Source organism: Alistipes sp. 56_sp_Nov_56_25, from assembly GCF_001915285.1.
Classification (GTDB): domain Bacteria; phylum Bacteroidota; class Bacteroidia; order Bacteroidales; family Rikenellaceae; genus Alistipes; species Alistipes shahii.
In genome coordinates this window covers 15,365-41,697 of the sequence record NZ_MNQF01000016.1, presented here as the reverse complement: position 1 = coordinate 41,697, position 26,333 = coordinate 15,365, and the positions used below count along the sequence as shown (strand labels likewise).

Annotated in this window: 27 protein-coding genes; 17 read left to right on the top strand and 10 right to left on the bottom strand. The window is 61.1% G+C overall.

The window, feature by feature from the left end:
• Positions 1–29: 29 nt before the first annotated feature.
• Positions 30–617, bottom strand: coding sequence for an OmpH family outer membrane protein (locus BHV64_RS06115; protein WP_015545877.1), 588 nt, complete (start codon positions 615–617; stop codon positions 30–32).
• A 99-nt stretch (positions 618–716) separates the two neighbouring features.
• Between BHV64_RS06115 and ruvA the strand changes: the two genes are divergently transcribed.
• The 7 genes from ruvA (at position 717) to BHV64_RS06080 (ending at position 8,060) form a co-directional block, all read left to right on the top strand.
• Complete coding sequence (gene ruvA, locus BHV64_RS06110) at positions 717–1,298, top strand: Holliday junction branch migration protein RuvA (protein WP_015545878.1); 582 nt, start codon at positions 717–719, stop codon at positions 1,296–1,298.
• 155 nt (positions 1,299–1,453) lie between these two features.
• Entirely contained in the window at positions 1,454–1,603 is a 150-nt protein-coding gene (locus BHV64_RS06105) for a hypothetical protein (RefSeq protein WP_022061217.1), read from the top strand.
• A gap of 108 nt (positions 1,604–1,711) precedes the next feature.
• Entirely contained in the window at positions 1,712–2,314 is a 603-nt protein-coding gene (locus tag BHV64_RS06100; RefSeq protein WP_138265601.1) for a hypothetical protein, read from the top strand.
• A 36-nt stretch (positions 2,315–2,350) separates the two neighbouring features.
• Entirely contained in the window at positions 2,351–3,928 is a 1,578-nt protein-coding gene (locus tag BHV64_RS06095) for an FKBP-type peptidyl-prolyl cis-trans isomerase (protein WP_015545880.1), read from the top strand.
• Positions 3,929–4,131: 203 nt separating this feature from the next.
• Entirely contained in the window at positions 4,132–4,371 is a 240-nt protein-coding gene (locus BHV64_RS06090; RefSeq protein ID WP_015545881.1) for a hypothetical protein, read from the top strand.
• A 1,321-nt stretch (positions 4,372–5,692) separates the two neighbouring features.
• Positions 5,693–7,615 carry a molecular chaperone DnaK gene (dnaK, locus tag BHV64_RS06085; RefSeq protein WP_118406514.1) on the top strand — a complete coding sequence of 641 codons (1,923 nt, stop codon included), beginning with the start codon at positions 5,693–5,695 and terminating at the stop codon, positions 7,613–7,615.
• Positions 7,616–7,739: 124 nt separating this feature from the next.
• Positions 7,740–8,060 carry a DMT family transporter gene (locus BHV64_RS06080; protein WP_015545882.1) on the top strand — a complete coding sequence of 107 codons (321 nt, stop codon included), beginning with the start codon at positions 7,740–7,742 and terminating at the stop codon, positions 8,058–8,060.
• On the opposite strand, the gene BHV64_RS06075 is transcribed toward BHV64_RS06080, so the two are convergent.
• On the bottom strand, positions 8,057–8,935 hold the full coding sequence (locus tag BHV64_RS06075; RefSeq protein ID WP_288115653.1) for a DMT family transporter: 879 nt from the start codon (positions 8,933–8,935) through the stop codon (positions 8,057–8,059). The genes BHV64_RS06080 and BHV64_RS06075 overlap by 4 nt on opposite strands.
• A gap of 147 nt (positions 8,936–9,082) precedes the next feature.
• Here BHV64_RS06075 and secDF point away from each other — a divergent pair, with 147 nt between their 5' ends.
• From secDF to BHV64_RS06025, 10 genes are all read left to right on the top strand, one after another.
• On the top strand, positions 9,083–12,112 hold the full coding sequence (secDF, locus tag BHV64_RS06070; RefSeq protein WP_256169195.1) for a protein translocase subunit SecDF: 3,030 nt from the start codon (positions 9,083–9,085) through the stop codon (positions 12,110–12,112).
• 210 nt (positions 12,113–12,322) lie between these two features.
• Positions 12,323–12,718 carry a hypothetical protein gene (locus BHV64_RS06065; protein ID WP_044054649.1) on the top strand — a complete coding sequence of 132 codons (396 nt, stop codon included), beginning with the start codon at positions 12,323–12,325 and terminating at the stop codon, positions 12,716–12,718.
• Complete coding sequence (coaE, locus tag BHV64_RS06060) at positions 12,715–13,308, top strand: dephospho-CoA kinase (protein WP_015545885.1); 594 nt, start codon at positions 12,715–12,717, stop codon at positions 13,306–13,308. Before BHV64_RS06065 ends, coaE begins: the two co-directional genes overlap by 4 nt.
• Positions 13,298–14,113: a dihydropteroate synthase gene (gene folP / locus BHV64_RS06055; RefSeq protein ID WP_437177446.1), complete on the top strand. Its 816-nt coding sequence runs from the start codon at positions 13,298–13,300 to the stop codon at positions 14,111–14,113. The genes coaE and folP overlap by 11 nt, the downstream gene beginning before the upstream one ends.
• Positions 14,110–14,778 (top strand): ABC transporter ATP-binding protein, encoded by a 669-nt coding sequence (locus tag BHV64_RS06050; RefSeq protein WP_217727081.1) that lies wholly within the window; start codon positions 14,110–14,112, stop codon positions 14,776–14,778. The genes folP and BHV64_RS06050 overlap by 4 nt, the downstream gene beginning before the upstream one ends.
• Position 14,779: 1 nt before the next feature.
• Positions 14,780–15,766, top strand: coding sequence for a S8 family serine peptidase (locus BHV64_RS06045; protein ID WP_217727080.1), 987 nt, complete (start codon positions 14,780–14,782; stop codon positions 15,764–15,766).
• Positions 15,763–16,536, top strand: coding sequence for a TIGR02757 family protein (locus tag BHV64_RS06040; protein ID WP_015545889.1), 774 nt, complete (start codon positions 15,763–15,765; stop codon positions 16,534–16,536). Before BHV64_RS06045 ends, BHV64_RS06040 begins: the two co-directional genes overlap by 4 nt.
• A 75-nt stretch (positions 16,537–16,611) precedes the next feature.
• Complete coding sequence (locus tag BHV64_RS06035) at positions 16,612–17,340, top strand: tRNA1(Val) (adenine(37)-N6)-methyltransferase (RefSeq protein ID WP_254886348.1); 729 nt, start codon at positions 16,612–16,614, stop codon at positions 17,338–17,340.
• A 52-nt stretch (positions 17,341–17,392) separates the two neighbouring features.
• Positions 17,393–18,286 (top strand): DUF4831 family protein, encoded by an 894-nt coding sequence (locus BHV64_RS06030; RefSeq protein ID WP_288115652.1) that lies wholly within the window; start codon positions 17,393–17,395, stop codon positions 18,284–18,286.
• An 8-nt stretch (positions 18,287–18,294) separates the two neighbouring features.
• Positions 18,295–18,990 (top strand): DNA alkylation repair protein, encoded by a 696-nt coding sequence (locus BHV64_RS06025; protein ID WP_014776283.1) that lies wholly within the window; start codon positions 18,295–18,297, stop codon positions 18,988–18,990.
• A 10-nt stretch (positions 18,991–19,000) separates the two neighbouring features.
• Here BHV64_RS06025 and BHV64_RS06020 read toward each other — a convergent pair whose 3' ends face one another.
• The 8 genes from BHV64_RS06020 to BHV64_RS05985 are packed head-to-tail and all read right to left on the bottom strand — an operon-like array spanning position 19,001 to position 26,305.
• Positions 19,001–19,333, bottom strand: coding sequence for a thioredoxin family protein (locus BHV64_RS06020; protein ID WP_009596611.1), 333 nt, complete (start codon positions 19,331–19,333; stop codon positions 19,001–19,003).
• Positions 19,334–19,344: 11 nt separating this feature from the next.
• The gene (locus BHV64_RS06015) at positions 19,345–20,313 is read right to left on the bottom strand and encodes an NAD-dependent epimerase/dehydratase family protein (protein WP_014776284.1); all 969 of its coding nucleotides are present in this window, start codon (positions 20,311–20,313) and stop codon (positions 19,345–19,347) included.
• Between the two features lie 35 nt (positions 20,314–20,348).
• On the bottom strand, positions 20,349–21,716 hold the full coding sequence (gene radA / locus BHV64_RS06010) for a DNA repair protein RadA (RefSeq protein ID WP_009596568.1): 1,368 nt from the start codon (positions 21,714–21,716) through the stop codon (positions 20,349–20,351).
• 10 nt (positions 21,717–21,726) lie between these two features.
• Positions 21,727–22,305, bottom strand: coding sequence for a hypothetical protein (locus BHV64_RS06005; protein WP_288115651.1), 579 nt, complete (start codon positions 22,303–22,305; stop codon positions 21,727–21,729).
• 14 nt (positions 22,306–22,319) lie between these two features.
• The gene (locus BHV64_RS06000; protein WP_227042378.1) at positions 22,320–22,943 is read right to left on the bottom strand and encodes a lactate utilization protein; all 624 of its coding nucleotides are present in this window, start codon (positions 22,941–22,943) and stop codon (positions 22,320–22,322) included.
• Position 22,944: 1 nt separating this feature from the next.
• Positions 22,945–24,261: an RIP metalloprotease RseP gene (rseP, locus tag BHV64_RS05995; protein WP_009596564.1), complete on the bottom strand. Its 1,317-nt coding sequence runs from the start codon at positions 24,259–24,261 to the stop codon at positions 22,945–22,947.
• A gap of 13 nt (positions 24,262–24,274) precedes the next feature.
• On the bottom strand, positions 24,275–25,426 hold the full coding sequence (gene dxr / locus BHV64_RS05990) for a 1-deoxy-D-xylulose-5-phosphate reductoisomerase (protein WP_288115650.1): 1,152 nt from the start codon (positions 25,424–25,426) through the stop codon (positions 24,275–24,277).
• 6 nt (positions 25,427–25,432) lie between these two features.
• Positions 25,433–26,305 carry a murein hydrolase activator EnvC family protein gene (locus BHV64_RS05985; protein WP_009596604.1) on the bottom strand — a complete coding sequence of 291 codons (873 nt, stop codon included), beginning with the start codon at positions 26,303–26,305 and terminating at the stop codon, positions 25,433–25,435.
• Positions 26,306–26,333 lie beyond the last annotated feature (28 nt).

Sequence of the window (26,333 nt, the reverse complement as noted above, 5' to 3'; positions counted from 1 at the left end):
GCCGGTTTTTTTGTTTTTCGCGGGCGGGGCTACTTCTTCTCGGCCTTTTTGTCGGCGGCATACAGCTCGTTGACCTTCGCCAGCACGGCGGGGGTGATGTTGAGCGTCGTGTCCGCGTCGATCAGCGCCGAGGCGTTGAGGATCAGTTTGTACTTCTTGCCGCTGTTGATCTCCTGCACGGCGCGGTGCAGCAGGTCCTGGGCGCGGTTGGTGAATACGTAGTTCTCCTCGTCGAGCGTCTGGGCCTCCTTCTGGGCGTTGCTCTGGTAGGAGGCCACCTTCTTCTGGATGCTCTCCTGCTGTGCCTGCGCGTCGCGCGAGGTGATCAGTCCCTTTTCGTACTTCTGCTGCAACTGGGCGGCTTCGGCCTGGAGGTTCTGTTCGCGCTGCGCCCAGCTCTTCTGCGCCTTCTCGGTCTTCTCCTGAAGCGCTACGCCTTCGTTCTTGTAGAGGTCGCACTGGGCCAGCACGGCTTCGACCTGAACGTATGCGATGTCGCTCGAAACAACCTGCTGCGCCGCCGCCTCGGCCGCAACTTCGGCCTGCCCGGTGGTCTTCGTGCCGCAGGCCGCGAGGACGAGAGCCGCAGCCAGCGCCGGAAAGAGAGTTTTTTTCATATCGTTTTTTGGTTTGTTTAGTTAATTATTCAGCATTTGAGACACAAAGGTAAAAAAAAATCTTTACTTTTGCCCAACCCGCAGCAAAATTTGAAACACATGTACGAATACATCAAGGGCACAGTCGCCGAAGTGGCTCCCGCTTACGCAGTTATCGACGTCGGCGGGGTGGGCTACTACCTCCATATTTCGCTCGAAACCTACTCCGCGATCGAACACGAGACCGAGACCCGGCTCTACGTCCATTACGTCGTGCGCGAGGATGCGCAGCTGCTCTACGGCTTCTCGACCAAAGCCGAGCGCGAGTTGTTCCGCCTGCTGATCAGCGTTTCGGGCGTGGGCGGCAACACGGCGCGTATGATCCTTTCGACTTATTCGCCGCGCGAGTTGCAGGGAATCATCACGGCGGGCAACGCCGTGCTGCTGAAAAACGTCAAGGGGCTGGGCCTCAAGACGGCGCAGAAGATCATCGTCGAGTTGAGCGGCAAGCTCATGGCGCCGGGCGCCGACGACGGAGGGGCGCAGCCCGGGGCGGGCGGGAGCTTCGACGAGGCCCTTGCGGCGCTGTCCATGCTGGGCTTCGCCCGCGCCCCGGCCGAGAAGGTTCTGCGGGGCGTTCTGCGCGAATCTCCCGCGGCTCCGGTCGAGGAGCTGATCCGAATGGCGTTGAAAAAACTCTGAATCCGCCATTCCGGAAGTGCGGATATGCCGCATGTGTGGTCGGAAACCGTAAACTTTTGGAAAATAGGTCTGAAAGTCTCCCGGCATTTTGTTTTGGATCTATTTTGTCTTATATTTGCGTCGCCTAACAAAACGCCTCATTTTAATTCGCCTCTATGGAAGACATTCCGCTTGGATTCATTTTGATTCTGTTCGGCTTCTTTGTCGCGGCTATTGTGCTGACAGCCATCGTTATCGTGTGGAAGCAGCGCAGGTTGCAGCGGCTCAAGGACCCGCACAAGGACTATTACCGGAAAAAGGGATAGCCGGTTTTTCTGATCTTTTCAAGTACGCCCGCATGCAAAGCGGGCGATTTTTTACGTTTCTTGTTCGTAAATCGGATTGTTTTTGTAAATTTGCACGATTATATGCCGATGAAACGAATATTCGCCACATTGATTTTCGCCCTGCCCCTGCTGTTCTGCGGTTGCTCGGAGGAGGAGGACATCCTTCCCGAACAGCGCCAGAAGATCGTCTCGTATCTTGAGAGGACGCACTCCCCGGCGCTGATCCCGGAGTCGCAGGTCGAGGCTGGGAGTCAGCAGCGGTTCTACTCCATGTCGGGCAGTACGGTTTACCGGTATATCGACAATTTCTACCGGGACGGGCGGAACGAGCTTCCGGAGATCACCGCCGCCGCGAAAGCGACCATCACCTTCCGGGCCTACGTCTTCGCCTTCTCGAACATCACCGATTCGACCTTTCCGTTCTACTCGAACGATCCCGCCTTGCAGCAGGCCTACGAGGACATGGGGCTGACGCCCGGAGCGTGGTCGTTCGAACCGCTGACGCTCGATATGCGCGGCGACATACTAAACGGGCTGCGGCATGCGTTACTTGGTTGTCGCGAAGGCGACGTCGTCGAAGCCTACATGACCTACAATATGGCTTACGGGGACAAATATGTGAGCACGATTCCGAGAGAAAGCCCCGTCGCGTGGTTTTTCACGGTCGAAAGCGTGGAGTACGACGAATAGACAGAACACCGAATTTATAGAATTGTATAACAAGATATGAAGTTGATCACCCGTTTTCTCTACCTCTCGGCAGCCGGCATCATGCTGCTGACATCCTGCGCCAAGGAGCAGACCGAGTCGTATGACAAATTCGAGAACCAGGCCCTTGAGGCGTGGATGACGCAGAACCGCCGGGAGCTGCTGAAAAATTACCAGCCCGAAGGCGGCTATTACGTCGAAATCCTCGCTGCCGGGAATCCCGACGCCAAGCCGGTGAACGACACTGCCTGCTGGGTGAAGTTCGACTTCTCGGGCCGCGATTTGAGCGGCAACATCGTGCTTACGCGCCGTGCCAATGAAGCCCGCCAGCTCGGCACGTTCACCAAATACACCCACTACGTTCCCTTCTACCGCTACTGCGGCACGGAGAATACGAGCCTGATGGAGGGCACTTTCCTGGCCATGCGCAATACGCTGCACCTCGATCCGGACTATGCCGCCGGCAAGGGTGTCGATCCCGAGTTCCTGCTGCGCGAAGGCTCCAGGGTGCGGCTCTACCTTCCCTCGCGCATCGTCGGCAACGGCGTGGAGGGCGACGGCGGCTACGAGGGGCAGTTCGACTTGAGCGCCAAGCGTCCGCTCATCGTCGATATGGAGATCTGCGATACGGTGAAGAACCCGCTGGAGGCCGAAGGCTCCTTGGTGGACGCCTTCTGCGAGGCCAACGGCGGAATGGTGATGTTCACCAAGGACGGCGAGGACGATTCGGAGAAACGCCCGACCGATCCCGAGGATGCGAAACATCCCTACAACCGTGCGGAGCGGTGGGTGAGCGCCTGCGATACCGTAGCGCAGCTCTATGTCGACGTGCGCTACGACCCGGCCAAGGAACTTGCCGGCGACAGGTTCACCTTCTCGTTTCCCGTCGGCAGCGAACGCAACGAGCCGTATAACGTCGGGTTCGAACCCTACAACGGCTCCGATCTGGAGAAGAAGATCGCCGAGGCGCTCGTGAAGCGTTTCCACGGCGAGGGCGACGACTACGAAGCCTACAAGGGCGTTGCGGACCTCGATGCCGATTCGGTCGGCATGGAAGGCACGGCCAAGATCTGGTATATCGGCCGTTTCCTCGACGGGTTCATCTTCGACACGAACATCGACGAGGTGAAGCAGATCATCTACGGCGAGGTGCGCAAAACCGGTTCGGCGCACTCGTACGACGTGCAGAATCCCGATCTGATAACCGCGTTCTATTACATCGTCCCGCATCTGAAATACGGGCAGTGGGCGACGCTGGTCACCACGTCGACCAATGCCTACGGCACGACGGGCAAGAGCGGCGGTTCGAGTACGTCGACCTCCTCGAACGGCTACACGTCGAGCTATTACGATTACCTGAACTACCTGAACTATTCGCAGATGTATTACGGCAATAACGGCTATTACGGCGGTTATTACAACGATTACTACGGCTACGGCGGTCTGGGCAACTACGGCTATTACGGCGGTTATTACGGGGGCTACGGCGGCAATTACGATTCGGGCGAGACGACGACCACGACCAAGGTCTATACCGACATTCCGTCCTTCTCGCCGCTGATTTTCCAGATCTACATCGAGCCTGACGGCAAATGATCCGCTTTTCCGGCGGTGTGGAATGCACCGTGAAATCTGAAAAGTCCCCGCTTCGGCGGGGGCTTTTGTTTTGGAACAGGGGACTTTCGCTTCTTTTCTTTCGCGTTGCATTTTTATTACACTTTTTCAGGCAGAAATTTTGCAGTTCCGTAAAATTGTATTAATTTAGTTGTGTAGAACCATCAACCAAAAATTCAACGGATATGATTATCACATTTAACGAGTTGCGCCGTATCAAGGACCGGTTGCCCAGCGGCAGCTCGCAGCGCATTGCAGATGAGTTAGGAATCGACGTAGACACTGTCCGCAATTACTTCGGCGGCAAGCACGAATCGAAGGAGTGCGTCGGCGTGCACTTCGAACCGGGACCGGACGGGGGTGTCGTTACGTTGGACGATACGACGATTCTCGATGTTGCAATGCGCATCTTGAGCGAGCAGTAACGGAGTTATAGCGATTTGTCCGGCATCCGCCGGAAGAAGGGCCTGCGTTTTGCAGGCCTTTTTGTTTGTGCTTTTGTCACCGAGAGTACATGAAACATTCCGCGGTCCTCGCCCGCGGGGTATCGCTGTCTTTTGGTGGCAAAGATCTTCGCAGTCCGGCGATGGCGGGTCCTTTTAGTCTTTTCGTTCGCCCCAGCCCTTGGGAGCGTCCGCTTGAGCGGCGGGGTTTGAGCGGCGCGGGTTGTTTGCAGCCCGGCAACCTGCGGGTTTTTTGCTGCCGTTTCGTTCTCCCCAGCCCCCCCCCTTGGGGGCGAACGTAGGCTTCTGTGCCGATGCCGGAGCCGTGAAACGAAGGCCCGGCTAAAAGTGGCAAGAAACGGGGCCGGTTTGCTTGCAAACCCGCGAATAGGCGCCCGTTTCGAACGTTAGCCGGGACGAAGTAGGCGGAGGCATCTGCCGGGGAGTTTTTGGGTACCTTTTTGCGGAAAAAAGGTACAAAACACCCGCGACATCGTCGCGGCTTTCTCTGTACTTTTGATGGCAAAAGTACCAAAACCATCCGCATGTCGCTTTTCGCGGGAACAACCTCCGGCCCGCGTTGAGCGGGCGCAGTAAGATCAAGCCTTTACAGCCTCCCGCTCCGGGCACGCGGGCTGTCGGTTGTTCTTCTTCCGCTCCAAGCGATAATGCGGCGGTTGAAACCCGCTTCCAGGGGCGATCGTAGGCTTCTGTGCTTTCTGCTTGTCCCGGACGCATCCCTCCCGCCGCGTTTCGCGGCGAACGATCCCGGCCCGATGCCGAAGCCGAGAAACGAAGGCCCGGCTAAAAGTGGTAAGAAACGGGGCCGGTTTGCTTGCAAACCCGCGAATAGGCGCCCGTTTCGAACGTTAGACGGGACGAAGTAGGCGGAGGCATCTGCCGGGGAGTTTTTGGTACTTTTTGCGGTCAAAAAGTACATAAGTTTCCGCGGGCGGAGACCGCGGTTAGCAGTTTTTTGCGGCCCAAAAGGACAAAAAACTCTGCGGGCCGAGACCGCGGTTAACCGCTGACCAAAAAGCGGCAAAAAAACGCAAGTCGCCGGACTGCGAACACCCCCGAGTGCGCCGCGCCCCTCGAAAACCGCTTTTCAGGCGGGTGACAAAATGCCGTGCGCCATGACGTTGCACGGCATTTTTCTGCCATCGGGCTGACAATTTGGCAGGGATTGCCGATCGGCACGACCTTTGTTCGGTTCGAGGGCGTAACCGGCGGCCGGAGTCGGAAAAAGCCCGGACCGGCGGATACGAAACCGAAAAATAAACAATTAAAACATATTACTATTATGGCAAAGATTATCGGTATTGATTTAGGAACCACGAACTCCTGCGTGGCAGTGATGGAGGGCAACGAGCCTGTTGTAATCCCCAACTCCGAGGGACACCGCACGACCCCTTCGGTCGTGGCTTTCACGGCCGACGGCGAGCGTAAGGTCGGCGACCCCGCGAAGCGTCAGGCGATCACCAACCCCAAGCGCACGGTCTTCTCGATCAAGCGTTTCATGGGTGAGACCTACGACAAGGTTTCGGCCGACATCGCGCGCGCTCCCTATGCCATCGTCAAGGGCGACAACAACACCCCGCGCGTGGACATCGACGGACGTCAGTACACCCCGCAGGAGATTTCGGCCATCATCCTCCAGAAGATGAAGAAGACGGCCGAGGATTATCTGGGCCAGGAGGTTTCGGAGGCCGTGATCACGGTGCCGGCCTACTTCTCCGACTCGCAGCGTCAGGCTACGAAGGAGGCGGGCGAGATCGCTGGTCTGAAGGTCCGCCGCATCATCAACGAGCCGACGGCCGCCGCATTGGCCTACGGTCTCGACAAGAAGTCCAGCGACCAGAAGATCGCCGTGTACGACCTGGGCGGCGGAACGTTCGATATTTCGATTCTCGAACTGGGCGACGGCGTTTTCGAGGTGAAGTCCACCAACGGCGATACGCACCTCGGAGGCGATGACTTCGACCACGTGCTGATCGACTACATGGCCGAGTCGTTCAAGGCCGAGCACCAGATCGACCTGCGTCAGGACCCGATGGCCTTGCAGCGTCTGAAGGAGGCCGCCGAGAAGGCGAAGATCGAACTGTCGTCCTCGACCACCACGGAGATCAACCTGCCGTATATCATGCCCGTCAACGGCATTCCGCAGCACCTGGTGATGACGCTCACGCGCGCCAAGTTCGAGCAGTTGTGCGACCACCTGATCCGCAAGACCATCGAGCCTTGCAAGCTGGCGCTTCGTGACGCGGGTCTGGACGCCTCGCAGATCAGCGAGGTGATCCTCGTGGGCGGTTCGACGCGTATTCCCGCGATCCAGAAGATCGTCGAGGAGTTCTTCGGCAAGACCCCGAACCGTTCGGTCAACCCCGACGAGGTCGTGGCCATCGGCGCCGCCATTCAGGGCGGTGTGCTCACGGGCGAGGTGAAGGACGTGCTGCTGCTCGACGTTACGCCGCTGTCGCTGGGTATCGAGACCCTGGGCGGTGTGATGACCAAACTCATCGACGCCAACACGACGATCCCGACGCGCAAGTCGGAGACCTTCTCGACGGCTGCCGACAACCAGCCTTCGGTGGAGATCAACGTCTGCCAGGGCGAGCGTCCGCTGGCCCGCGACAACAAGTCGATCGGCCGCTTCCACCTCGACGGCATTCCCGCCGCACCGCGCGGCGTTCCGCAGATCGAGGTTACGTTCGACATCGACGCCAACGGCATCCTGAACGTTTCGGCCAAGGACAAGGGCACGGGCAAGGAGCAGAAGATCCGCATCGAGGCCTCCTCGGGCCTTACCGAGCAGGAGATCCAGCGCATGCGCGACGAGGCCAAGGCCAACGAGGAGAAGGACAAGGCCGAGAAGGAGCGCATCGACAAGATCAACGCCGCCGACTCGAACATCTTCACCACCGAGAAGCAGCTCAAGGAGTACGGCGAGAAACTTCCCGCCGACAAGAAGGCCGCCATCGAGACGGCGCTCGGCAAGCTGAAGGAGGCGCACAAGAACGCCGACGTGGCCGCCATCGACACGGCGATGGCCGAGCTTAATGCCGCATGGCAGGCCGCTTCGCAGGACATCTACGCGCAGCAGCAGGCACAGCAGGGCGCACAGCCCGGAGCCGATGCCGGTCAGCAGTCGCAGTCGAACGCCGGCGGCCAGCAGGGCGGCGGCGACGGGCAGCCCGAGGATGTGGAGTTCGAAGAGGTGAAGTAGGGCTTCGCCAATTAAAAATTAAGAATTAATTCGACGCGAAAGAGCGCGATTCCTGCGGGAGTCGCGCTCTTTATTTTGCCCGGGATGTAAAATTTGCTATCTTCGTCCGTAAAAATCGTTTCCGATGGCTTGGCTGTATCTGATTCTGGCAGGACTTTTCGAGATGGGGTGGCCGCTGGGGTTCAAACTTGCTAACCTCTGCCCGCGTTACCATTTTCTTTTTCTGGCCCTTTCGGTCGTGTCTATGGGCGTGAGCGGCTGGCTGCTCTACGTGGCCCAGAGGACGATCCCGATGGGTACGGCCTACATGATCTGGACCGGTATCGGGGGCGTGGGAACCGTGGTCCTCGGCATCGTTTTCTTCCACGACGCCGTGACCTTCTGGCGGATGTTCTTCCTGTCGCTGGTCTTCGTCGGCATCGTCGGCCTGAAGATGGTGCATTAGGCCCGCTCCGCCCGCCACATCCCGTAGAGGATCAGCGCCGCTCCGGCCAAAGCGGCGAGGGTGATCCGCTCGCCGATGCAGAGCGTCGCCGCGACGATCGTCACCAGCGGGTTGAAATAGATGTAGTTGGTTGTCCTGACGGCTCCCAGACGGTGCATCGCGGCGTTCCAGAGCACGTAGCAGAGCATCGAGGCCACGACGCCCAGAAAGAGCAGGTTGCCCCATACGACGGGCCGCGACAGCACTTCCCAGTCCGCGCCGAAAGGCCGGAACGCAAAGACCGGGAGGATCGTCACGAGTCCGTAGAAAAAGACTTTCCGGGTGATGAAGATAGCGGGGTAGTGGCCTCCGAGGCGTTTGATCACCAGCGAATAAACCATCCATAGCATCGCCGCCGAGAGCGCCAGCATGTCGCCCCGCGGCGAGAGGCGGAGCACGAAATGCCCGTTGAGCACCACGAGCACCATCCCCGCGAATGCCAGCGCCGAGCCTGCGATCTGCCGCCGCGACATCCGCTCGCCGCGATAGAAGAGGCTCATCACCACGGCGGTCCACACGGGCGCCGTGCAGACGATCAGCGAAACGTTCGAGGCCGGGGCGTACTCCAGAGCCATGTTTTCGGTAAGGAAATAGAGCGACCCTCCGCTCAACCCCGCGGCCGCCAGCAGCAGTTCGTCGCGCAGGTTCGCAGCCCACATGCGCCCGCGGGCGAAGGGCAGGATGCAGACGTATGCCATCGCGAACCGGAGCAGGAAAATTTCCGCCGGAGTCAGCGAGTTAGCGATCAGGACCTTCGTCGAAACGAACGTCGCGCCCCATACGGTCACCGTGAACAACGCCGCGAGGTGGTATTTGTATTCCGTATATTTTATCATACGGCTCCAAAAATACGGATTTTTTTGCGCCGGCGCACTACTTTTCACCTTTCACCTTTCACTTTTCACTTTATTTTTCTATCTTTGCGTGCTATTGTGCGTAATGACAATAATTACAACAAATAACAATAACTATTTTTCACTCAAATGCAAAGTAAAGGTTTTATTAAACTCATTGCGGTCCTGCTGGCTCTCGCGTGTGTTTATCAGCTCTCGTTTACGTTCAAGACGCGTGGCGTAGAGAAGCAGGCGGCCGCTTATGCCGCGCAGTTCCCCCTCGACCAGCAGGGCGAGGCCGAACAGCATTACCTCGATTCGGTGCAGAACCTGCCGGTTTACAACCTGGGCTTCCGCAAGTTCACCTACAAGGAGTGTAAGGAGAAGGAGCTGAACCTGGGTCTGGACCTCAAGGGCGGTATGAACGTCATGCTGGAGGTGCAGGTCGAGGATGTCGTGAAGGCTTTGGCCGGCGACAGCCAGAACGACCCGGCTTTCATCGAGGCGATCGGCGTGGCCAACGAGGCGATGAAGCAAGGCTCTTCGACCGACTATATTTCCGACTTCGTGAAGGCGTATTCGCGCCTTTCGAACGGCCGTCCCATCGCCGAGCTTTTCGTAAGCCCCGACCGCAAGGACATCACGCTCGAAAGCTCGGACGCCGACGTCGAGAAGATCCTCAAGAAGGAGACCGAGGCTGCCATCGGCGCATCGTTCAACGTGCTTCGCAGCCGTATCGACCACTTCGGCGTTACGCAGCCCAACATCCTGCGCCTCCCGAACTCGCACCGCATTCTGGTCGAGCTTCCGGGCGTGAAGGAGCCGCAGCGCGTCCGCGACCTGTTGCAGGGAACCGCTTCGCTGGAGTTCTGGACCACCTACGACGCCAATGAGATCTTCCCCGCGCTTTCCGCTGCCGACAAACTCATCAAGGCCGAACTGGCGCAGGCTCCCGCCGCTGCGCCCGAGACCGCTGCCGCCGAGGCTGCCGTTGCCGCCGGGACTCCCGCCGCCGAGGCCGAGGGCCTGATCGCCGAGGTCGGCGCCGCCGATTCGACCGCCACGGCCGAGACCGCCGTTCAGGAAGGCAACTTCGACCACTCGCAGAACCCGCTCTTTGCAGTCCTCAATCCCCGCTTCGCAGGCGGCGCCTCCATCGGAGCCGCTTACAAGGCCGACATGGCAGCCGTCAACGAGTACCTCGCCCAGCCGGCCGTCCGCGAGCTGTTCCCCGCCGACATCATGTTCAAGTGGGGCGTCAAGGGCGACGACAAGATCGACGGTCGTTTCTACCTCTACGCCATCAAGGTTTCTACGCCCGACGGCAAGGCTCCGCTCGACGGTTCGGTCGTTACGGAAGCCACCGAGCAGTACGCCCAGCGCGGCGCCACGGCCGAGGTTTCGATGACCATGAACGCCGAAGGTACGCAGGAGTGGTCGCGCATGACGGGCGAAAATATCGGCAAGTGCATCGCCATCGTTCTCGACGGCTACGTCTATTCGGCTCCCCGCGTCAACTCGAAGATCGACAAGGGACAGTCGCAGATCACCGGCGATTTCACCATCCAGGAGGCCAAGGACCTGGCCAACGTGCTCAATTCGGGTAAGGTTCCCGCTCCGGCCAAGATCATCCAGGATACGGTCGTAGGTCCTTCGCTGGGCCAGGAGTCGATCAACGCCGGTATGATCTCGTTCGTGATCGCCTTCATCCTCGTGCTGCTCTACATGGGTCTGTTCTACAAGACGGCGGGCTGGATGTCCGACGTCGCGCTGCTCACGAACGTCTTCCTGCTGATGGGCGTTTTGGTGTCGTTCGGCGCCGTGCTGACCCTTCCGGGTATCGCGGGTATCGTGCTGACGATGGGTATGGCCGTCGATGCGAACGTGATCATCTACGAACGTATCAAGGAGGAGCTTCGCGGCGGCAAGGGTCTTTCGCTGGCCATCAAGGACGGTTTCTCGAAGGCCTATTCGGCCATCATCGACGGTAACCTGACGACGATCATCACGGGTATCGTGCTGTTCATCTTCGGCAACGGTCCGGTTCAGGGCTTCGCCACGACGCTGATCATCGGTATCATCACCTCGTTCTTCTGCGCCATCTTCATCACGCGCCTGCTGATCGAGTGGATCGTCGGCAAATGGGGTCACATCACCTTCTCGCGCCGCTGGTCGGAGAACTTCCTCAATAACACGCGCGTCGACTTCATCGCCAAGCGCAAACTGGCTTACGGCATCGCCGTTGCCCTGATGGTTCTGTCGTGCGTTTCGTTCTTCGCCCGCGGTCTGAACCTCGGCGCCGAGTTCACGGGCGGCCGCGCTTACGTGATCCGTTTCGACAAGCCCGTTTCGGCCGAAGAGGTTCGTCAGAATGTGGAGAAGGCTTTCTCGCAGTTCGCCGATGCCGACGCTTCGTCGATCAGTTCCGAGGTGAAGCAGTACGGCAAGGAGAACCAGATGCGCATCGTGACCCAGTATCGCTACGACGACACGTCGGACGAGGCTACCTCGGAGGTCGAGCAGATCATCTACGACGCTCTGAAACCGCTCTACTCGTATGACATCACCTTCGAGCAGTTCCGCAATACGCAGACCGACGCCAACGGTATCCTGACGGCCGACAAGATCGGTCCCTCGATCGCCAAGGACATGACGTGGAACGCCATCTATTCGGTGCTCTTCTCGCTCATCGCCATCGGTCTCTACATTACGTTCCGCTTCAAGCGCTGGCAGTGGGCTTCGGGCGCCACGGCGGCCCTGGCCTTCAACGCCCTGCTGATCATCGGCATCTTCTCGATGTTCTACGGTCTGCTGCCCTTCAACCTCGAGGTCAACCAGGCGTTCATCGCCGCGATCCTGACGATCATCGGCTATGCCATCAACGACACGGTGGTCGTCTTCGACCGAATCCGCGAGTACCTGGGTCTCTACCCGAAGCGCAACCTGAAGGAGACCGTGAACAACGCCATCAACTCGACGCTGTCGCGTACGATCAACACCTCGGGCACGACGCTCGTGACGCTGCTGGCCATCTTCTTCTTCGGCGGCGAGACGATCCGCGGCTTCATCTTCGCGCTGATCATCGGCGTGGTCGTAGGTACGGCCGCCACGATCTTCCTCGCGACGCCGATCGCTTACGATCTGATGACGAAGCGCGCCAAGACCGACGTGGAGAAGTAATGGATAGACTCCCGATCCGACAAAAACGGACCGCACCGAGAGGTGCGGTCCGTTTTTTCAAATAAATTTGGCATTGCGGCCGGCTTGCACTATCTTTGCGGGCAAGCAGACGCCCGCTTGGGCAGGCTGCGGCTCGGCAATGTGCAAAATAAATTTGATATTGCCCCGCCTTGCACTATCTTTGTCATACGGATATTATAGGTTCCCATGATGGAAAATTGGTTGAAATGGATGCACCGCTACGTGTCGCCGGTTTTTCTGGCGCTGCTCGTCGCGTCGTTCATCCTTTGGTATATCGCGAAATTGAGCTATACGTACACCACCGAGCAGACCGTGAGGGTGAGTGTCGACGGACAGCCTTTCGAGGTTACCTGCGTGGTCGAGGGCGTCGGTACGAACCTTTTCGGCTACCGGGTCTACATGAACAAGACGCTGCGCATTCCGCTTGCGGAACTCAAGACGAAGCGTTCGTATGAGGAGGGGCACGAGGGTAAACTCATCATCGACCCCCAGTCGCTGCAAAACGCCCTTGCGCCGCGGTTCAGCGACATCAAGATCATTTCCATCGGGGACATTCCCGAAATCGACGTTCCCCGTAACCCATGATGAAGGTCGGAATCACAGGCGGCATCGGCAGCGGCAAAAGCACCGTTTGCCGTCTTTTCGCGCGTTTGGGCGTCGCGGTCTATGACTCCGATGCCGGGGCCAAACGGCTGATGACGGAGGATGCGGAGCTGCGCCGGCGCATCACGGACCGTTTCGGGGCCGAAGCCTATGCGGACGGGACCTTGAACCGTACCTACCTTGCCGGGCGGGTCTTCTCCGAGGCGCAGGCCCTCGCCGACCTGAACGCCATCGTCCACCCGGCCGTCCGGGCCGATTTCGCGGCGTGGGCCGAACAGCAGGAGGGCGACTACGTGATCCTCGAAAGCGCCCTTCTTTTCGATGCGGGGTTCGATGCCTGCGTCGACCGCACGGTTGCCGTCCTCGCCCCCGAGGCGCTGCGCATCGAACGCACCTGCCGCCGCGACGGGCGCACACCCGGGGAGGTCCGCCTCCGCATCGCCGCCCAGACGGACGACGATACGTTGAGCGCGAAGGCCGACTACACCCTTGTCAACATCCTCGAATCCGACCTTGAACCCGCTGTCGCGGAGTTGCACCGAATTTTCAGCCATGAAGCCCATGAACATTGATTTTTCCTCGCCGCAGGTGATGGCGATTCTTAACGTCACCCCCGATTCTTTCTATGCCGGCAGCCGCACTCCGGAGGCCGAATCCGTCGAGCGCCGCGTCCGCGAAGCCGTGTCCGAAGGGGCGCAGCTGATCGACGTCGGGGGCTACTCCTCGCGTCCCGGGGCCGACGAAGTCCCCGCCGACGAGGAGTGGCGTCGCGTCCGGCTGGGCGTCGGGACCGTGCGTCGGCTGGCGCCCGGCATGACCGTCTCGGTCGACACGTTCCGCAGCGAAGTCGCGGCGAAGGCTGTCGAAACGTTCGGGCCGCTCGTCGTCAACGACATTTCGGCCGGGGAACTCGACCCCGCGATGCTCTCCGTCGTTGCGGACTGCGGCGTACCCTACATCGCCATGCACATGAAGGGCGATCCGAAAACCATGCAGTCGCAGACCGACTACCGGCGCGACATCGTCACCGAGGTCGTCGGCTATTTCCGCCGCCGCACCGACGAGATGCTCGCCGCGGGCATCCGGCGTGAAAACATCATCCTCGACCCCGGCTTCGGCTTCGCCAAGACCACGGAGCAGAACTACGAATTGCTCGCGGGTCTGCACCGCCTCTGCGCGCTGGGTTACCCGGTGCTGGCGGGGCTTTCGCGCAAGTCGATGATCTATAAGGTTCTCGACGCCACTCCCGCCGAATCGCTCGCCGGAACCGTTGCCCTGGGCTGGGAGTGCCTGCGCCAGGGTGCGGCGATACTCCGCGTCCACGACGTGCGGGAAGCTGTGGACACGGTCAAACTGTTCAATATGTTCCGCCAATGATACGGGTTACCGACATACACAAGAGTTTCGGCACGCTGGAGGTGCTGAAAGGCGTTTCGCTCGACGTGGCGCAGGGCGAGGTGGTCTCCATCGTGGGGGCCAGCGGCGCTGGCAAGACCACGCTTTTGCAGATCATCGGCACGCTGTCGCGTCCCGACGGCGGGCGCGTGGAGATCGACGGCCGCGATGTCTCGGCCTTGGGCGATCGGGCCTTGTCGCAGTTCCGCAACGAGCGCATCGGCTTCGTGTTCCAGTTCCACCACCTGCTTGCGGAGTTCACGGCTTTCGAGAACGTCTGCATTCCGGGGCTGATCGGCCGGCGTCCGCGCGCCGATGTCGAACGCCGTGCCTCCGAACTGCTCGACATGATGGGCCTCGCGGCGCGGCGCGACCACAAGCCCGGACAGCTTTCGGGCGGCGAGCAGCAGCGCGTGGCCATCGCCCGTGCGCTGGTCAATTCGCCCGCCGTGCTGCTGGCCGACGAACCCTCGGGCAACCTCGACTCGCACAACCGCGACGAGATCCACCGCCTGTTCTTCGACCTGCGCGAACGGCTCGGCCAGACCGTCGTGATCGTCACCCACGACGAAAACCTCGCCGCAATGGCCGACCGGAAGATCACCATGTCCGACGGTCTGATCCTCGGCTGCGAAACGGTCCGGTAACATGAAAAAACTGCTTTGGCTGCTTCTTCCGGCTCTTGCCGCCTACGGTGCGTGGGACCTCGTGCGCGAGGTGCGCGGGACGTGGACCTCGGACTACTCCCGGACCTATTCGCGCGCCGTGGGGCAGACGATGTCCCGGGCGTTCGATTCGCTGAACCTCTCCGGACGGGGCGTCCGCATCGGGGTGCTGGACGCGGGTTTCGGGGGCTTCCGCACCGACCGCTGGACGCGGGGGCTGCACGTCGCCGCCTGGCGCGATTTCACGGGCGGCGACGAGACGGCATTCTTCGACGACGCCACAGATCACGGCACGAGGGTCTGCACCAACCTCGGAGGCCGTTCGGGCGATACGATCCGCGGGCTGGCATGGGGCGCGGAGTATTATCTTGCGAAAACCGACCGCGCCGAAGTGGAGCCTCGCGCCGAGGAGCGGCAGCTGATCCGCGGCATCGAGTGGCTCCTGGCGCATGACGTCGACGTGATCTCCTCGTCGTTGGGCTATACGACGTTCGACGATTTCAGCGGCTATACGCCCGCGATGCTCGACGGCCGCACCTCGACGCTCTCGCGCTACCTCGACAGCCTGCTCACGGCGCGTCCCGGGCTCGTTTTCGTGCAGAGCGCCGGCAACGAGGGCGACAAGGCGTGGCGCAATGTCTCCTTTCCGGCCGATGTCCGGCAGGTCATCACGGTCGGTTCGTGCGATTCCGACGGTGTTTCCCGCTCCCGCTCCAGTGGTGTCGGACGCGAAGATGCCGGCTATGTGAAGCCCGATTTCGTCGCCGGAGCCTCGTCGTTGGGAACTTCGTTTTCGACGCCGGTTATCGCGGGGCTTTGCGCCTGCCTGCTCGAATACCGTCCTATGGAACGCGGCGAACTCATCGGACTGCTGCACGCTTCCGGCACGCGGGCCGCAGCTCCCGGCTGCGAACTGGGTTACGGCATCCCGCAAACCGATGTCTTGCTCCGAATGCTCCGCACGCCATGACGAACACCGATCTGAAGGAGCTGCTCGACGCGCTCCACGACAAATACAACAGCCCCGACTTCATCGCCGACGATCCGATTTCGGTACCGCACCGCTATACGGACCGCGCCGACCGCGAGATCGCGGGATTTTTCTCCGCGACCATCGCCTGGGGCAACCGTAAGGCCATTGTCCGCAGCGGCCACCGCATGATGCACTTCATGGACGACGCTCCGGCGGATTTCGTGCGCAACGCCTCGCAGCGCGAACTGGCGCTGCTTTCGTCCTACGTCCACCGCACGTTCAACGGCGGGGACCTGCGCGATTTCGTGCTGGCCCTGCGGCGTATGGAGGAGCGTCACGGCGGCATCGGGAATTTCTTCGAGACGCGCTATGAGGCCGCGCAGAGCATGCCCGCCGTGCTGGCCGACTTCCGGCGCGAGTTTTTCGCCGGGGAGCACGCTCCGCGCTGCGAGAAGCATGTTTCGTCCGTCGAGCGCGGCGCGGCCTGCAAGCGGCTGTGCATGTATCTGCGGTGGATGGTGCGCCGCGACGACCGGGGTGTCGATTTCGGTCTGTGGCGGCGTATCCCGATGTCGGCCCTCTACCTGCCGCTGGACGTCCATGTCGGCGAGACGGCGCGTGCGCTGGGACTGCTCGGCCGCCGCCAGAACGACTGGCGGGCCGTCGAGGAGCTGACGGACGCCCTGCGCGCATTCGATGCGGAGGACCCCGCGCGGTACGATTTTTCGCTGTTCGGCGCAGGCATGGACGGCTATCTGCGAGAATAATTCACAATTCATAATTCAAAATTCACAATTATCTTTCGGTTTAAACAATTCACGGTCCGTCAGGACCGCTGCCCGATGAAGGTCGGGACCGACGGCGTTCTGCTGGGTGCATGGGCCGCGGTGCGGCCGCAGGACCGGCGGATGCTCGACATCGGCACGGGCACGGGGCTGATCGCCCTGATGCTGGCCCAGCGCGCCCCGGAGGCGCATGTCACGGGCGTCGACATCGACGATGTCGGGCAGGCCCGCGAGAACGCCGCCGCTTCGCCCTGGAGCGGAAGGGTGGCGTTCGCTCAATGCCCCGTGCAGGAGTTCGAGACCCCGGAGCCGTTCGATCTGATCGTCTCCAACCCGCCGTTTTTCGTCGACTCGCTCACCTGCCCCGATCGGGGGCGCACCGCGGCCCGCCATGCCGTGCACCTGCCGTTCGGCGACCTGCGCGACGCCGTCCTCCGCCTGCTGGCTCCCGGAGGCCGGTTTGCCGTCATCCTTCCCACGGCCGAAGCGGAGCGTTTCCTCGCGGTCTGTGCCGGACGACTGGCCCTCGTGCGCCGCACCGACGTGCGCACCACGCCCCGCCGCCCGGCCAAACGGGCGCTGATGGAGTTCGTCCGCGCCGCTTCTCCCGCCGACCGCCCCGCCGACCCTCCCGCCGATTGTTCCGCCGACCGCCCCGCCGATTGTTCTGCCGATTGTTCCGCCGCCGTGCCCGAGGTCTCGGAACTGGTCGTCGGCACGGGAGAGCACGAATGCTACACGCCCGAATACCGCGCCCTGACCCGTGATTTTTACCTGAAATTTTGACGGCACGCGAAAATAAGCTACATTTGTGAAACCGCAATAAAATTTTCGGACCATGAAATTCAGACTTTTGGCATTTGCCCTGCTGCTTTCGGGCGGCGTCTCGGCCCAGAACCCATACATCTCCCTTCAGGGCGCGAACGAAACCGCCGGCGGCCTTACCGTCGCCCAGCCGCGCACGATCCTCGCCGTCGACGTCACCGTCGAACACGACGTCACCTTGAGCGGACCCTATGCGCGTTATGCGCAGAAATACCTCGGGGTGCGCGCTCCGCTCACCGACAAGACCGTGTGGAGCGTCACCGGGGCGCAGATCGCCCTGCTCGACGGCGACACCTACCTCAATGCCGCGGCTCCGGCTCCGGCCTCGACCCGCGTGCTGTCGCACACCGCCTCCGAAAACAAGTTCGCGCGCTTGCAGCCGGACAAGACCGACATGACGACGCCCGCGCTGGAGGACGCCGCGCGCACCGCCGCCGCGCAAATCTTCTCGCTGCGCCGCCACCGCATCGAGCTGGTCACGGGCGAAGCGGGCGAGAACGTCTTCGGCGAGGGCCTGAAGGCCGCGCTGGAGGAGATCGACCGTCTGGAGCAGAGCTATCTTGAGCTGTTTCTCGGCAAACGCATCGTGACCACCGAAACGCGCCGCTATGTGGTTTATCCTCAGGCCGACAAGAAGCAGTATATCGTCTGCCGCTTCAGCCCGGCCGCAGGTCTGCTCCCTGAGAGCGATCTTTCGGGCGACATGGTGCTGTTGCAGATCGAACCTTCGGGCAACACCTCCAATGCGCTCGAAGCTTCGGCCAAGGAGACCAACGTCGTCGCATGCCGCGTGGCCGATCCTTCGGTCTGCACGGTCATCGCCGGCGGCCGCGAATATGCCCGTGCGGTGCTGCCCCTCTTCGAGTTCGGCCGTACGATCAACGTGGCGCTTCCCCGCCGCAAATAATCCCGTCCATGGACTTCACGTCGCGTATGGTGGCGCTGCTCGGCGAGCTGCGCCGCGAGCGGAACGGCGCCGTCGCCGATGCGATGCGCTGTTACGGCGCACCGTACGGTCTCAACTACGGCGTGAGCCTGCCGACGCTGCGCAAACTCGCGCGCGCCGAGACTCCCGACCACGATTTCGCCCGTTATCTTTATTTGCAGGAGGTCCGCGAACTGCGCCTTGCGGCGCTGCATATCGCCCGGCCCGAATCGCTTACGCCCGATGAATTTCCGGCATGGGCGGCCGGGATCGTCAATTCCGAAGTCGCCGAAGAAGCCGCTTTCGCTTTCCTGAGCCGCTCCGCAGCGCTTCCGGCCTTGTTCGACGCATGGATCGCCGACCCGAATCCGCTGCTTCGATACGCCGCCTTGCACTCCGCCGCCCGCAGCGATCTTCTTACGGCGGCATGGATCGCGCCCGCCGTCGAAGCGGTCCGCCGCGCCGCCGTATGCGCCGCCGAATCCCTCTCCAAGCCTGCCGCCGCTCCGCTTTCCGCATCTTCGGCCGCCCGCCTGATCGCGCAGGGGGCCGTCGCGCTGCTGTCTGCCGTCGGCGGCCTGAACGAGGAGAACCGGCAGGCGGTACTCCGCGCAGCCGGTTCTCTGGGTAAGCTCCCTGCCGAAGACTACGTCCACGAGGAGCTTACTTGGCGTCTGGAAGCATAGCTTCCGCCTGTCAGCGCTGCCCCACCTGCTCGCGCTGTTCCAACTCCCTGAGTACGTTCGCCAGATGGTCGTAGCCGATGCGGCCGCTTTCGCGCCACAGCACCTCGCCGCGGCGGAAAAACATCAGCGTCGGTACCGACATGATGTTGTAGCGGTGTACGATTTCGAGCATGTCCCGGTCGTCTATGTCCACCTTGTAGACATCCACGCGGCCGTTCATCTTCTCCTGAAACCGGTCTATGACGGGGTGCATCATCTGGCACGGCCCGCACCATGTTGCGAAGAAATCCACGAACGTCAGTGCGTCCCGCCAGATAATCTTGTCAAAATCCGTTGCTGTCATATTTGTCGTGTTTAGTTCATTTCCGCCCATGTAAGCTCCGTGTAGACCTTGTCTGTCAACTCTTTTTCTGCATAGCTGATCGTGCGGCGCAGCCCCTCGGCCAGCGGCGTGCGGGGCGTCCAGTCCAGTTCGCGGCGTGCGGCCGAAATGTCGGGTATCCTCCGCCGCGCATCGTCCGGACGTGCCGCCCGGTGTACGATCCGCGAGCGGCTTCCCGTCAGGGAGATGATCTTTTCGGCCAGCGCGCGTATCGAGATTTCGTGGTTGCTGCCCAGATCCAAGGTGTGGGTCTGCTCCGAAGGCGTGGCTTCCATCATCCGTACAAGTCCGTCCACCATGTCCTCGACCCAGCAGAAGGTGCGCATCTGTTCGCCGCTGCCGTTGACCGGGATGTCGCGGTTCTGCAGCGCCGCCACGATCATCTTCATCACCACGCGCTGGTCCATGATGTCGGCCCCGCTTCCGTATGTGTTGAAGATGCGTGCGATGCGTGCGTCCACGCCCAGCTCCTCCTGATAGGCCCGGTGCAAGGCTTCCGCCGCGCGCTTGCCTTCGCTCAGAATGTACTGCCCCGAATATCCCGCCGCTGGATCGGTCGCCGGATCGCGGTATCCCGCGCCGTATACGCAGCCCGACGAGGCGAACAATATCCGCGCATGCTCCATGCGCGCGGTGTCGAGGGCGTTTATCGTGCCCTGCATGTTGATCCGGAGCGTCTCGACGGGCAGCGCCTTGTTGTAGCGCACGCGCGACGACGAAGTGAGGTTGTAAATCTCGTCGCAGCGGATTCCGAATGTATTGATGATGTTGTGGTGGACGTACCGGAACAGCGGATGCTGCAGTACGCTGCGCAGCAGCGGCGAATTCACGGCGTCGCGGATATCGACACAAAACACTTCGTGGCCCTCTTCCAGAAGGCGCAGACAGAGGTGTGTGCCGATAAATCCCACTCCGCCCAATATGACAATTCGCTTTTGCATCTTTTACTCCTTTTTGCAGGAGTACAGAGCAAAATCTATTCCACAAAGAGCGCGCGGGGCAGCTGATCGATGCTGTTTATCGTGACTATTTCGATTCCTTTGGGACGTTTGCCGCCCTTGCCGAGGTAGCCGGAGACGATGATGCGTTTGAAACCCAGCCGTGCCGCCTCGCTGATGCGCTGTTCGGTCCGGGGTGCGGGGCGCACCTCGCCCGAAAGCCCGATCTCTCCCGCGCAGCAGACGCCCTCGGCCACGGGGCGGTCATAGTAGGAGGAGATCACCGCCGCCACGACCGCGAGGTCCAGCCCCGGATCGGCGACCTTGAATCCTCCGGCGAAGTTCAGGAAGACGTCTTTCTGAAACATCTTCATTCCCACGCGCTTCTCCAGCACGGCCAGCAGCATGTTCATGCGCTTGGTGTCGTAGCCCGTGGTCGTACGCTGCGGCGTGCCGTACGCCGCGCCGCTCACCAGCGCCTGCACTTCGATCAGGTAGGGGCGCACGCCGTCGGCCGAAGCGCCTACCGCGATGCCGCTCAGCGGCTCCTCGTAGTGCGTGAGCAGAATCTCCGACGGGTTGTCCACGCCGCGCAGTCCGTTGTCGAGCATCTCGAAAACCCCGATTTCGAACGTTGCGCCGAAACGGTTCTTGATGCCGCGCAGGATGCGGTATATGTTGTTGCTGTCGCCCTCGAACTGCAGCACCACGTCCACGATATGTTCCAGAATCTTGGGGCCGGCGATGGTTCCGTCCTTGGTGATGTGGCCGATGATGAAGATCGACGTGCCGGTCGATTTGGCGTATTTGAGCAGCGTCGCCGCGCATTCGCGTATCTGCGACACGCTTCCCGCCGACGAGTCCAGCAGGTCGGTGTAGATGGTCTGTATCGAGTCGATCACCACTAGATCGGGCCGGTGTTCGCCGATCTGGTTGACGATGTTTTCGAGCAGCGTTTCGGGATAGATCAGACATTCGTCGTTGCCGATGCCGATGCGTCCCGCGCGCATCTTGATCTGCTCGGCCGACTCCTCGCCCGAAACATAGAGCGTCTTGAGTCCGTTCGCCGCCAGCGCGAGCTGCAGCGAAAGGGTCGATTTGCCGATTCCCGGCTCTCCGCCCAGCAGAATCAGCGACCCCGGCACCATGCCGCCGCCCAATACGCGGTTCACCTCGCTGTTGCCGAGGTCCATGCGGCGGTGTTCGCTCTCGCGGATGTCGCGTACGCGCTGGGGCTTGGCTGCGGGCAGGGAGCCTGCGACATTGGCCGGCACCGAGCCGCTTTCGCGGGCGACGATCTCCTCGGTGAAGGTGTTCCACTCGCCGCACGAGGGACAGCGCCCCAGCCATTTGGGGGCTTCGAATCCGCAGTTTTTGCAGAAGTATGCCTTTTTGACTTTTGCCATCGCGTGTCGGTTAATAGGGGTGCGACGTGTATTCCTTCCGGATCACCTGCGTGACGCCCGCATCGGGATAGAGCTGTTTGTACTCCTCGGTCAGATCGACGCTGAACAGCGTTTTGCGTAGGTCGTCGGTGTCCGTATAGCCCGAAACCTTGCAGGTGTAGGCCTGTTCTCCGAACGTGAAGTGCAGCTCCTCCGGTTTGTCCGGCTCTTTTATGAATGTACCCGTGACGGTTTCGGCGTCGGCCGCAGGCCGGACGACGAGCGGACCGCCGTTGTGGTGCGTAAAGTCGAGCCGGTAGCCGCCGCCCGCCTGCACGGGAGCCTTGGCCAGCGCGTCGTTCCGGATCTCCTCCAGCAGCGGATTCTCCGGTTCTTCCGGATTCTCCGGCTCTTCCGTCTGCGAAGTTCCTGTGTTCGGATTCTCCGGATCAGGGTTTTCAGGATCCGGCTTTTCCGGTTCGCTCAGGCTTACGGATATCTCGATCCGGGCGACGGGGTAGGAGGTCGTGTAGAAGACGTCCGAATCGTCGCCGCAGGCCGTGAGTGCGGCTGCGAGAAGCAGCGCTGTCAGTATTTTCAGTTTTCCCATAGTCCGTATTATCGCTAAAGTCCCAAATCTTGGTCGATCAGCACCACCAGCACGCGCTTGTCCGGCCAGCAGCGCAGCATCTCCATGCGGGTGTTGCATACCCGGTCGGGCGAATTGCAGTCCGAACATACGCCGGTCTTGGCGCAGGGCGTGCGGAATCCGGGGTGGCGCGCTATGTTCTGCGGCGCCGCGATCGTGCGGATGCGCTCTTCGGCCTCGTCCCGGTTTGCGACGATCTTGTTGCGTCCCGCCACGATAATCACCTTGCGGGGGCCGAACGCCACGGGAGCGATGCGGTTTCCCACCTTGTCGAGCCAGTGGAGCGTGCCTTCTGCCGTCACGGCGTTCACGCCCGTTATGAAGAGGTCCGACATCAGCGCCTGCCTGCGTATTTCGAGCCGCTGCGGGTACGTCATCGCGGGGTCGAATCCGTCCAGCAGCCTGTACCTTTCGTCGCCGCGCAGCCATTCGATGACGCCCGTGGCGCGCATGCTCATCGAATCTCCGAACGATACCGTTTCCGGCCGCTCCGTTTCGACGGCGGCCTTTATTACGGCGAAAGCTTCGTCCGTGTCCCGGACCGTCTCAACCTCGAAATGGTGCCGCCGCAAGGCATCTGCGCAATTTGTTATTTTCATCTTATTTTATGAAAAACCGGTATATGTCGTTGCCGTTGGCGTACAACAGCAGAAGCAGGATGATAAACAGCCCCACGTACTGCGCGCCCTCCAGTATCTTGTCGCTCACCTTGCGGCCCGTAATCATCTCCCAGAACGTGAAGATGGCGTGCCCGCCGTCGAGTCCCGGTATCGGCAGAATGTTCATCACGGCGAGGATGATCGACAGAAACGCCGTCTTCATCCAGAAATCCTCCCAGTTCCAGTCTCCGGGGAAGATGCTGCCGATGGCGATGAAGCCGCCCAGCTCCTCGTACATCTTGGTCTTGGGCTGTACGATCATCTTCAGCTGTTCCCAGTAGGACGACATCACCTTGCCCGCCTTGCTGATTCCTGCCGGAATCGCCTGCCAGAAGGTGTATTTCTGCGTCCGGAGCTTGTAGGGATTGAGCGCCGTCACGCCCAGTCTTCCCTCGTCCGACACCGGAACGACCAGCTCCAGCAGCATGTCGCCTTCGCGTTTGACGGTCAGCGTCACATCCTCTCCCGCATGGGCCTTCAGGTATTCCCTGTAAGCGGGGTATTCCAGCCCCTGCGCATCGTTTATCGCCACGATCTCGTCGCCGCGCCTGAGCGCCGACGCCGTTTCGTACACCGCGCTGTCGATCAGGAACGGCATGCGGAGCGCCAGCAGGTCTTCGTAACCTTTGTTCTGGCGCATTTCGATCAGCTCGCCCAGTGGCAGTGTCAGCTCGACCTGCCGGCCCTCGCGTTCCACCACCACGCGGCGTTCGCCTTCGGTGATAATCAGCGCATTGACGATCTTGTTCACGTTGTCCACCGCCTCGCCGTCGATCGAAACGATCCTGTCGCCGTCTTGGAATCCGAGCTTGCGGCCCGCTTCGTTGAAGGTGTATCCCCAGCGCGCATCTTCGTTCGAGAAGTAGTTGTCGCCCCACGTGTAGCAGATTCCGATGTAGATGAAGATGGCCAGCAGAACGTTCATCACCACGCCGGCTATCATCACCAGAAAACGCTGCCATGCGGGTTTGGTGCGGAATTCATCGGGCTTGGGGGGCAGTTTCATCTGCTCCTTGTCCATCGACTCGTCGATCATGCCGGCGATCTTGCAGTATCCGCCCAGCGGCAGCCAGCCCAGCCCGTATTCGGTGTCGCCGCGCTTGAATTTGAAGAGCGAAAACCACGGGTCGAAGAAGATATAGAACTTGTCGACGCGGATTTTGAAGACCCGCGCCATGAGGAAGTGTCCCAGTTCGTGAATGCCCACCAGAATGGTGAAGCAGAGGAAAAATTGAATGATCTTGATGATAATATCCATGTTCGTGTTTTGGTTACAAGGCTAAAAATTCCGCGGCCAGCCGGCGTGCTTCGCCGTCCGCCGCCGCATAGTCCGCGAGGGTGGGGGCCGCAGCGAACGATGCGCGATTGAGCGCATGTTCGATGGCGCGCACGATGTCGAGCCATGCGCACCTGCCGCCGAGGAACGCCGCGACGGCCACTTCGTTGGCGCCGTTCATCGTGCAGGCCGCCGTGCCGCGCCGCCGCAGACAGTCGTAGGCGATGTCCAGCGCCGGGTATTTCACCCGGTCCACCTCGGCGAATGTCAGCTGCGAATGCTTCAGGAAGTCGAACCGCTCGCCGGGACGGTTCGCCCGTCGGGGATACATCAGCGCGAGACTGATCGGCATGCGCATGTCGGGCGTTCCGAGCTGAGCCTTGATCGCCCCGTCCTCGAATTCGACCATCGAATGGACGATCGACTGCGGATGCAGCACCACCGAGATTTTTTCGGCCGGCGTGCCGAACAGCCAGTGGGCTTCGATCACCTCGAACCCCTTGTTGACCAGCGTCGAGGAGTCGATCGTGATCTTCGCGCCCATCTCCCACTGGGGATGGCGCAGCGCCTGCTCGGCCGTCACTCCGGCCAGCTCTTCGCGCTTCAGGTCACGCAGCGCGCCGCCGCTGCAGGTGATTATCAGCCGCCGCACGGGGGCCTGTTCGCCCGCCAGACACTGGAAAATCGCCGAGTGCTCCGAGTCGATCGGCAGGATCGGCGCACGTTTCTCGGCCGCCAGCCGCATCACGTATTCGCCGCCCACGACGAGCGATTCCTTGTTCGCCAGCGCGAGTTTCTTGCCCGCTCCGAGCGCGGCCACCGTGGGCGCCAGCCCCGCGTAGCCGACCAGCGCATTGACTGCTACGTCGGTGTCGCCGCCCGCCGCGACCTGCGCCACGGCCTCCTCTCCGGCGTAAACCTTGACGTCGGTGTCCTCCAGCGCGTCACGCAGCCGGGTGTAATATCGTTTGTCGGCGATGACCGCCGTGTCTGCGTCGAATTCCCGCGCCTGCGCCGCCAGCCGCTGCCAGTTGCTGTTGGCCGTCAGCACGCGCACTTCGAAAAAATCGGGGTTCTCGCGTACGATGTCGAGCGTCTGCACGCCGATCGAACCGGTCGAACCCAGTATTGCCAATCGTTGTTTCATGCGGATCTATTGGAAGACGATATATCCTTCGGGATCGACGGGCTTGCCGTTGTTCCAGAGTTCGAATTCGAAGAGTCTCACCTCGCCCTGCTCGGCTTCGGCGTTGTAGCCGATCAGCTCGCCCGCGCGGATGGTCTGCCCTTTGGTCACCAGCGACTGCGAGAGTCCCTTGTAGACCGACAGCAGATTCCCGGCGTGCTGCAGTTCGACCATGTAGCCCGTTTCGGGGGTCCAGAGGCTCAGCACCACCGTGCCGTTGTCCACGGCCGCTATGCGGTCGCTGGCCGCCGCCGCAATACGTATGCCGAAGTTGCCGTTGCGGATGTCGAACCGGTCGGTGATGATGCCTTCGACGGGCGTCGCCAGCTCGATCGCTTCACGCACCGAGCGCCGCGAGCCGCCGCTGCGGCCCGTGACAGCGTACTCGCCGTCGCCCTCCATCTGCGCCCTGAGCACCGAATCTTCGGGCGAGGGCATCACCAGCACCTTCGTGGCCCGCGTGCTGTCCGAATTGGCGAGCACCCGCGCCACGGGCGTCTTGCCCTCCATGATCAGGGCTATGTTCTGGTTGTAGGTGAGCATGTCGTTCATCATGCGCTCCATCGAGTCCAGCCGGATGATGTTCTGCACCAGACTTTCGCGCGAGCGGTCGGCTTCGGTGCGGTAGCCCGGCAGGAATTCCAGCACGGGGCTGTACGCCACCAGCGTGAGGATGAGGATAAAGAGCAGCAGTGCGAATGAAACGAATGCTGCGAAGATGCTGGCCGGCGAGAGGTGCATGTGCCACTCTTCGCTGTTGTCCGTAGCGTTGAGCATGTTGAAGCGGCGTTTGCGGAAAAAGCTGCGCTGCCATGCCCGTATGTTCTTTAAAAATTTCATCAAACCATTGCAATTATCCATGCAAAGA

What these genes read in the sequence shown, in the direction of transcription:
- BHV64_RS06115 (WP_015545877.1), bottom strand. Translation starts at nt 617, where the DNA reads ATGAAAAAAACTCTCTTTCCGGCGCTGGCTGCGGCTCTCGTCCTCGCG.
- BHV64_RS05985 (WP_009596604.1), bottom strand. Translation starts at nt 26,305, where the DNA reads ATGAAATTTTTAAAGAACATACGGGCATGGCAGCGCAGCTTTTTCCGC.
- radA (WP_009596568.1), bottom strand. Translation starts at nt 21,716, where the DNA reads ATGGCAAAAGTCAAAAAGGCATACTTCTGCAAAAACTGCGGATTCGAA.
- BHV64_RS06095 (WP_015545880.1), top strand. Translation starts at nt 2,351, where the DNA reads ATGAAGTTGATCACCCGTTTTCTCTACCTCTCGGCAGCCGGCATCATG.
- secDF (WP_256169195.1), top strand. Translation starts at nt 9,083, where the DNA reads ATGCAAAGTAAAGGTTTTATTAAACTCATTGCGGTCCTGCTGGCTCTC.
- BHV64_RS06025 (WP_014776283.1), top strand. Translation starts at nt 18,295, where the DNA reads ATGGACTTCACGTCGCGTATGGTGGCGCTGCTCGGCGAGCTGCGCCGC.
- folP (WP_437177446.1), top strand. Translation starts at nt 13,298, where the DNA reads ATGAACATTGATTTTTCCTCGCCGCAGGTGATGGCGATTCTTAACGTC.
- BHV64_RS06100 (WP_138265601.1), top strand. Translation starts at nt 1,712, where the DNA reads ATGAAACGAATATTCGCCACATTGATTTTCGCCCTGCCCCTGCTGTTC.
- BHV64_RS06050 (WP_217727081.1), top strand. Translation starts at nt 14,110, where the DNA reads ATGATACGGGTTACCGACATACACAAGAGTTTCGGCACGCTGGAGGTG.
- dxr (WP_288115650.1), bottom strand. Translation starts at nt 25,426, where the DNA reads ATGAAACAACGATTGGCAATACTGGGTTCGACCGGTTCGATCGGCGTG.
- BHV64_RS06005 (WP_288115651.1), bottom strand. Translation starts at nt 22,305, where the DNA reads ATGGGAAAACTGAAAATACTGACAGCGCTGCTTCTCGCAGCCGCACTC.
- BHV64_RS06080 (WP_015545882.1), top strand. Translation starts at nt 7,740, where the DNA reads ATGGCTTGGCTGTATCTGATTCTGGCAGGACTTTTCGAGATGGGGTGG.
- BHV64_RS06015 (WP_014776284.1), bottom strand. Translation starts at nt 20,313, where the DNA reads ATGCAAAAGCGAATTGTCATATTGGGCGGAGTGGGATTTATCGGCACA.
- BHV64_RS06105 (WP_022061217.1), top strand. Translation starts at nt 1,454, where the DNA reads ATGGAAGACATTCCGCTTGGATTCATTTTGATTCTGTTCGGCTTCTTT.
- BHV64_RS06020 (WP_009596611.1), bottom strand. Translation starts at nt 19,333, where the DNA reads ATGACAGCAACGGATTTTGACAAGATTATCTGGCGGGACGCACTGACG.
- ruvA (WP_015545878.1), top strand. Translation starts at nt 717, where the DNA reads ATGTACGAATACATCAAGGGCACAGTCGCCGAAGTGGCTCCCGCTTAC.
- BHV64_RS06090 (WP_015545881.1), top strand. Translation starts at nt 4,132, where the DNA reads ATGATTATCACATTTAACGAGTTGCGCCGTATCAAGGACCGGTTGCCC.
- BHV64_RS06075 (WP_288115653.1), bottom strand. Translation starts at nt 8,935, where the DNA reads ATGATAAAATATACGGAATACAAATACCACCTCGCGGCGTTGTTCACG.
- BHV64_RS06030 (WP_288115652.1), top strand. Translation starts at nt 17,393, where the DNA reads ATGAAATTCAGACTTTTGGCATTTGCCCTGCTGCTTTCGGGCGGCGTC.
- dnaK (WP_118406514.1), top strand. Translation starts at nt 5,693, where the DNA reads ATGGCAAAGATTATCGGTATTGATTTAGGAACCACGAACTCCTGCGTG.
- BHV64_RS06000 (WP_227042378.1), bottom strand. Translation starts at nt 22,943, where the DNA reads ATGAAAATAACAAATTGCGCAGATGCCTTGCGGCGGCACCATTTCGAG.
- coaE (WP_015545885.1), top strand. Translation starts at nt 12,715, where the DNA reads ATGATGAAGGTCGGAATCACAGGCGGCATCGGCAGCGGCAAAAGCACC.
- rseP (WP_009596564.1), bottom strand. Translation starts at nt 24,261, where the DNA reads ATGGATATTATCATCAAGATCATTCAATTTTTCCTCTGCTTCACCATT.
- BHV64_RS06045 (WP_217727080.1), top strand. Translation starts at nt 14,780, where the DNA reads ATGAAAAAACTGCTTTGGCTGCTTCTTCCGGCTCTTGCCGCCTACGGT.
- BHV64_RS06035 (WP_254886348.1), top strand. Translation starts at nt 16,612, where the DNA reads ATGAAGGTCGGGACCGACGGCGTTCTGCTGGGTGCATGGGCCGCGGTG.
- BHV64_RS06065 (WP_044054649.1), top strand. Translation starts at nt 12,323, where the DNA reads ATGGAAAATTGGTTGAAATGGATGCACCGCTACGTGTCGCCGGTTTTT.
- BHV64_RS06040 (WP_015545889.1), top strand. Translation starts at nt 15,763, where the DNA reads ATGACGAACACCGATCTGAAGGAGCTGCTCGACGCGCTCCACGACAAA.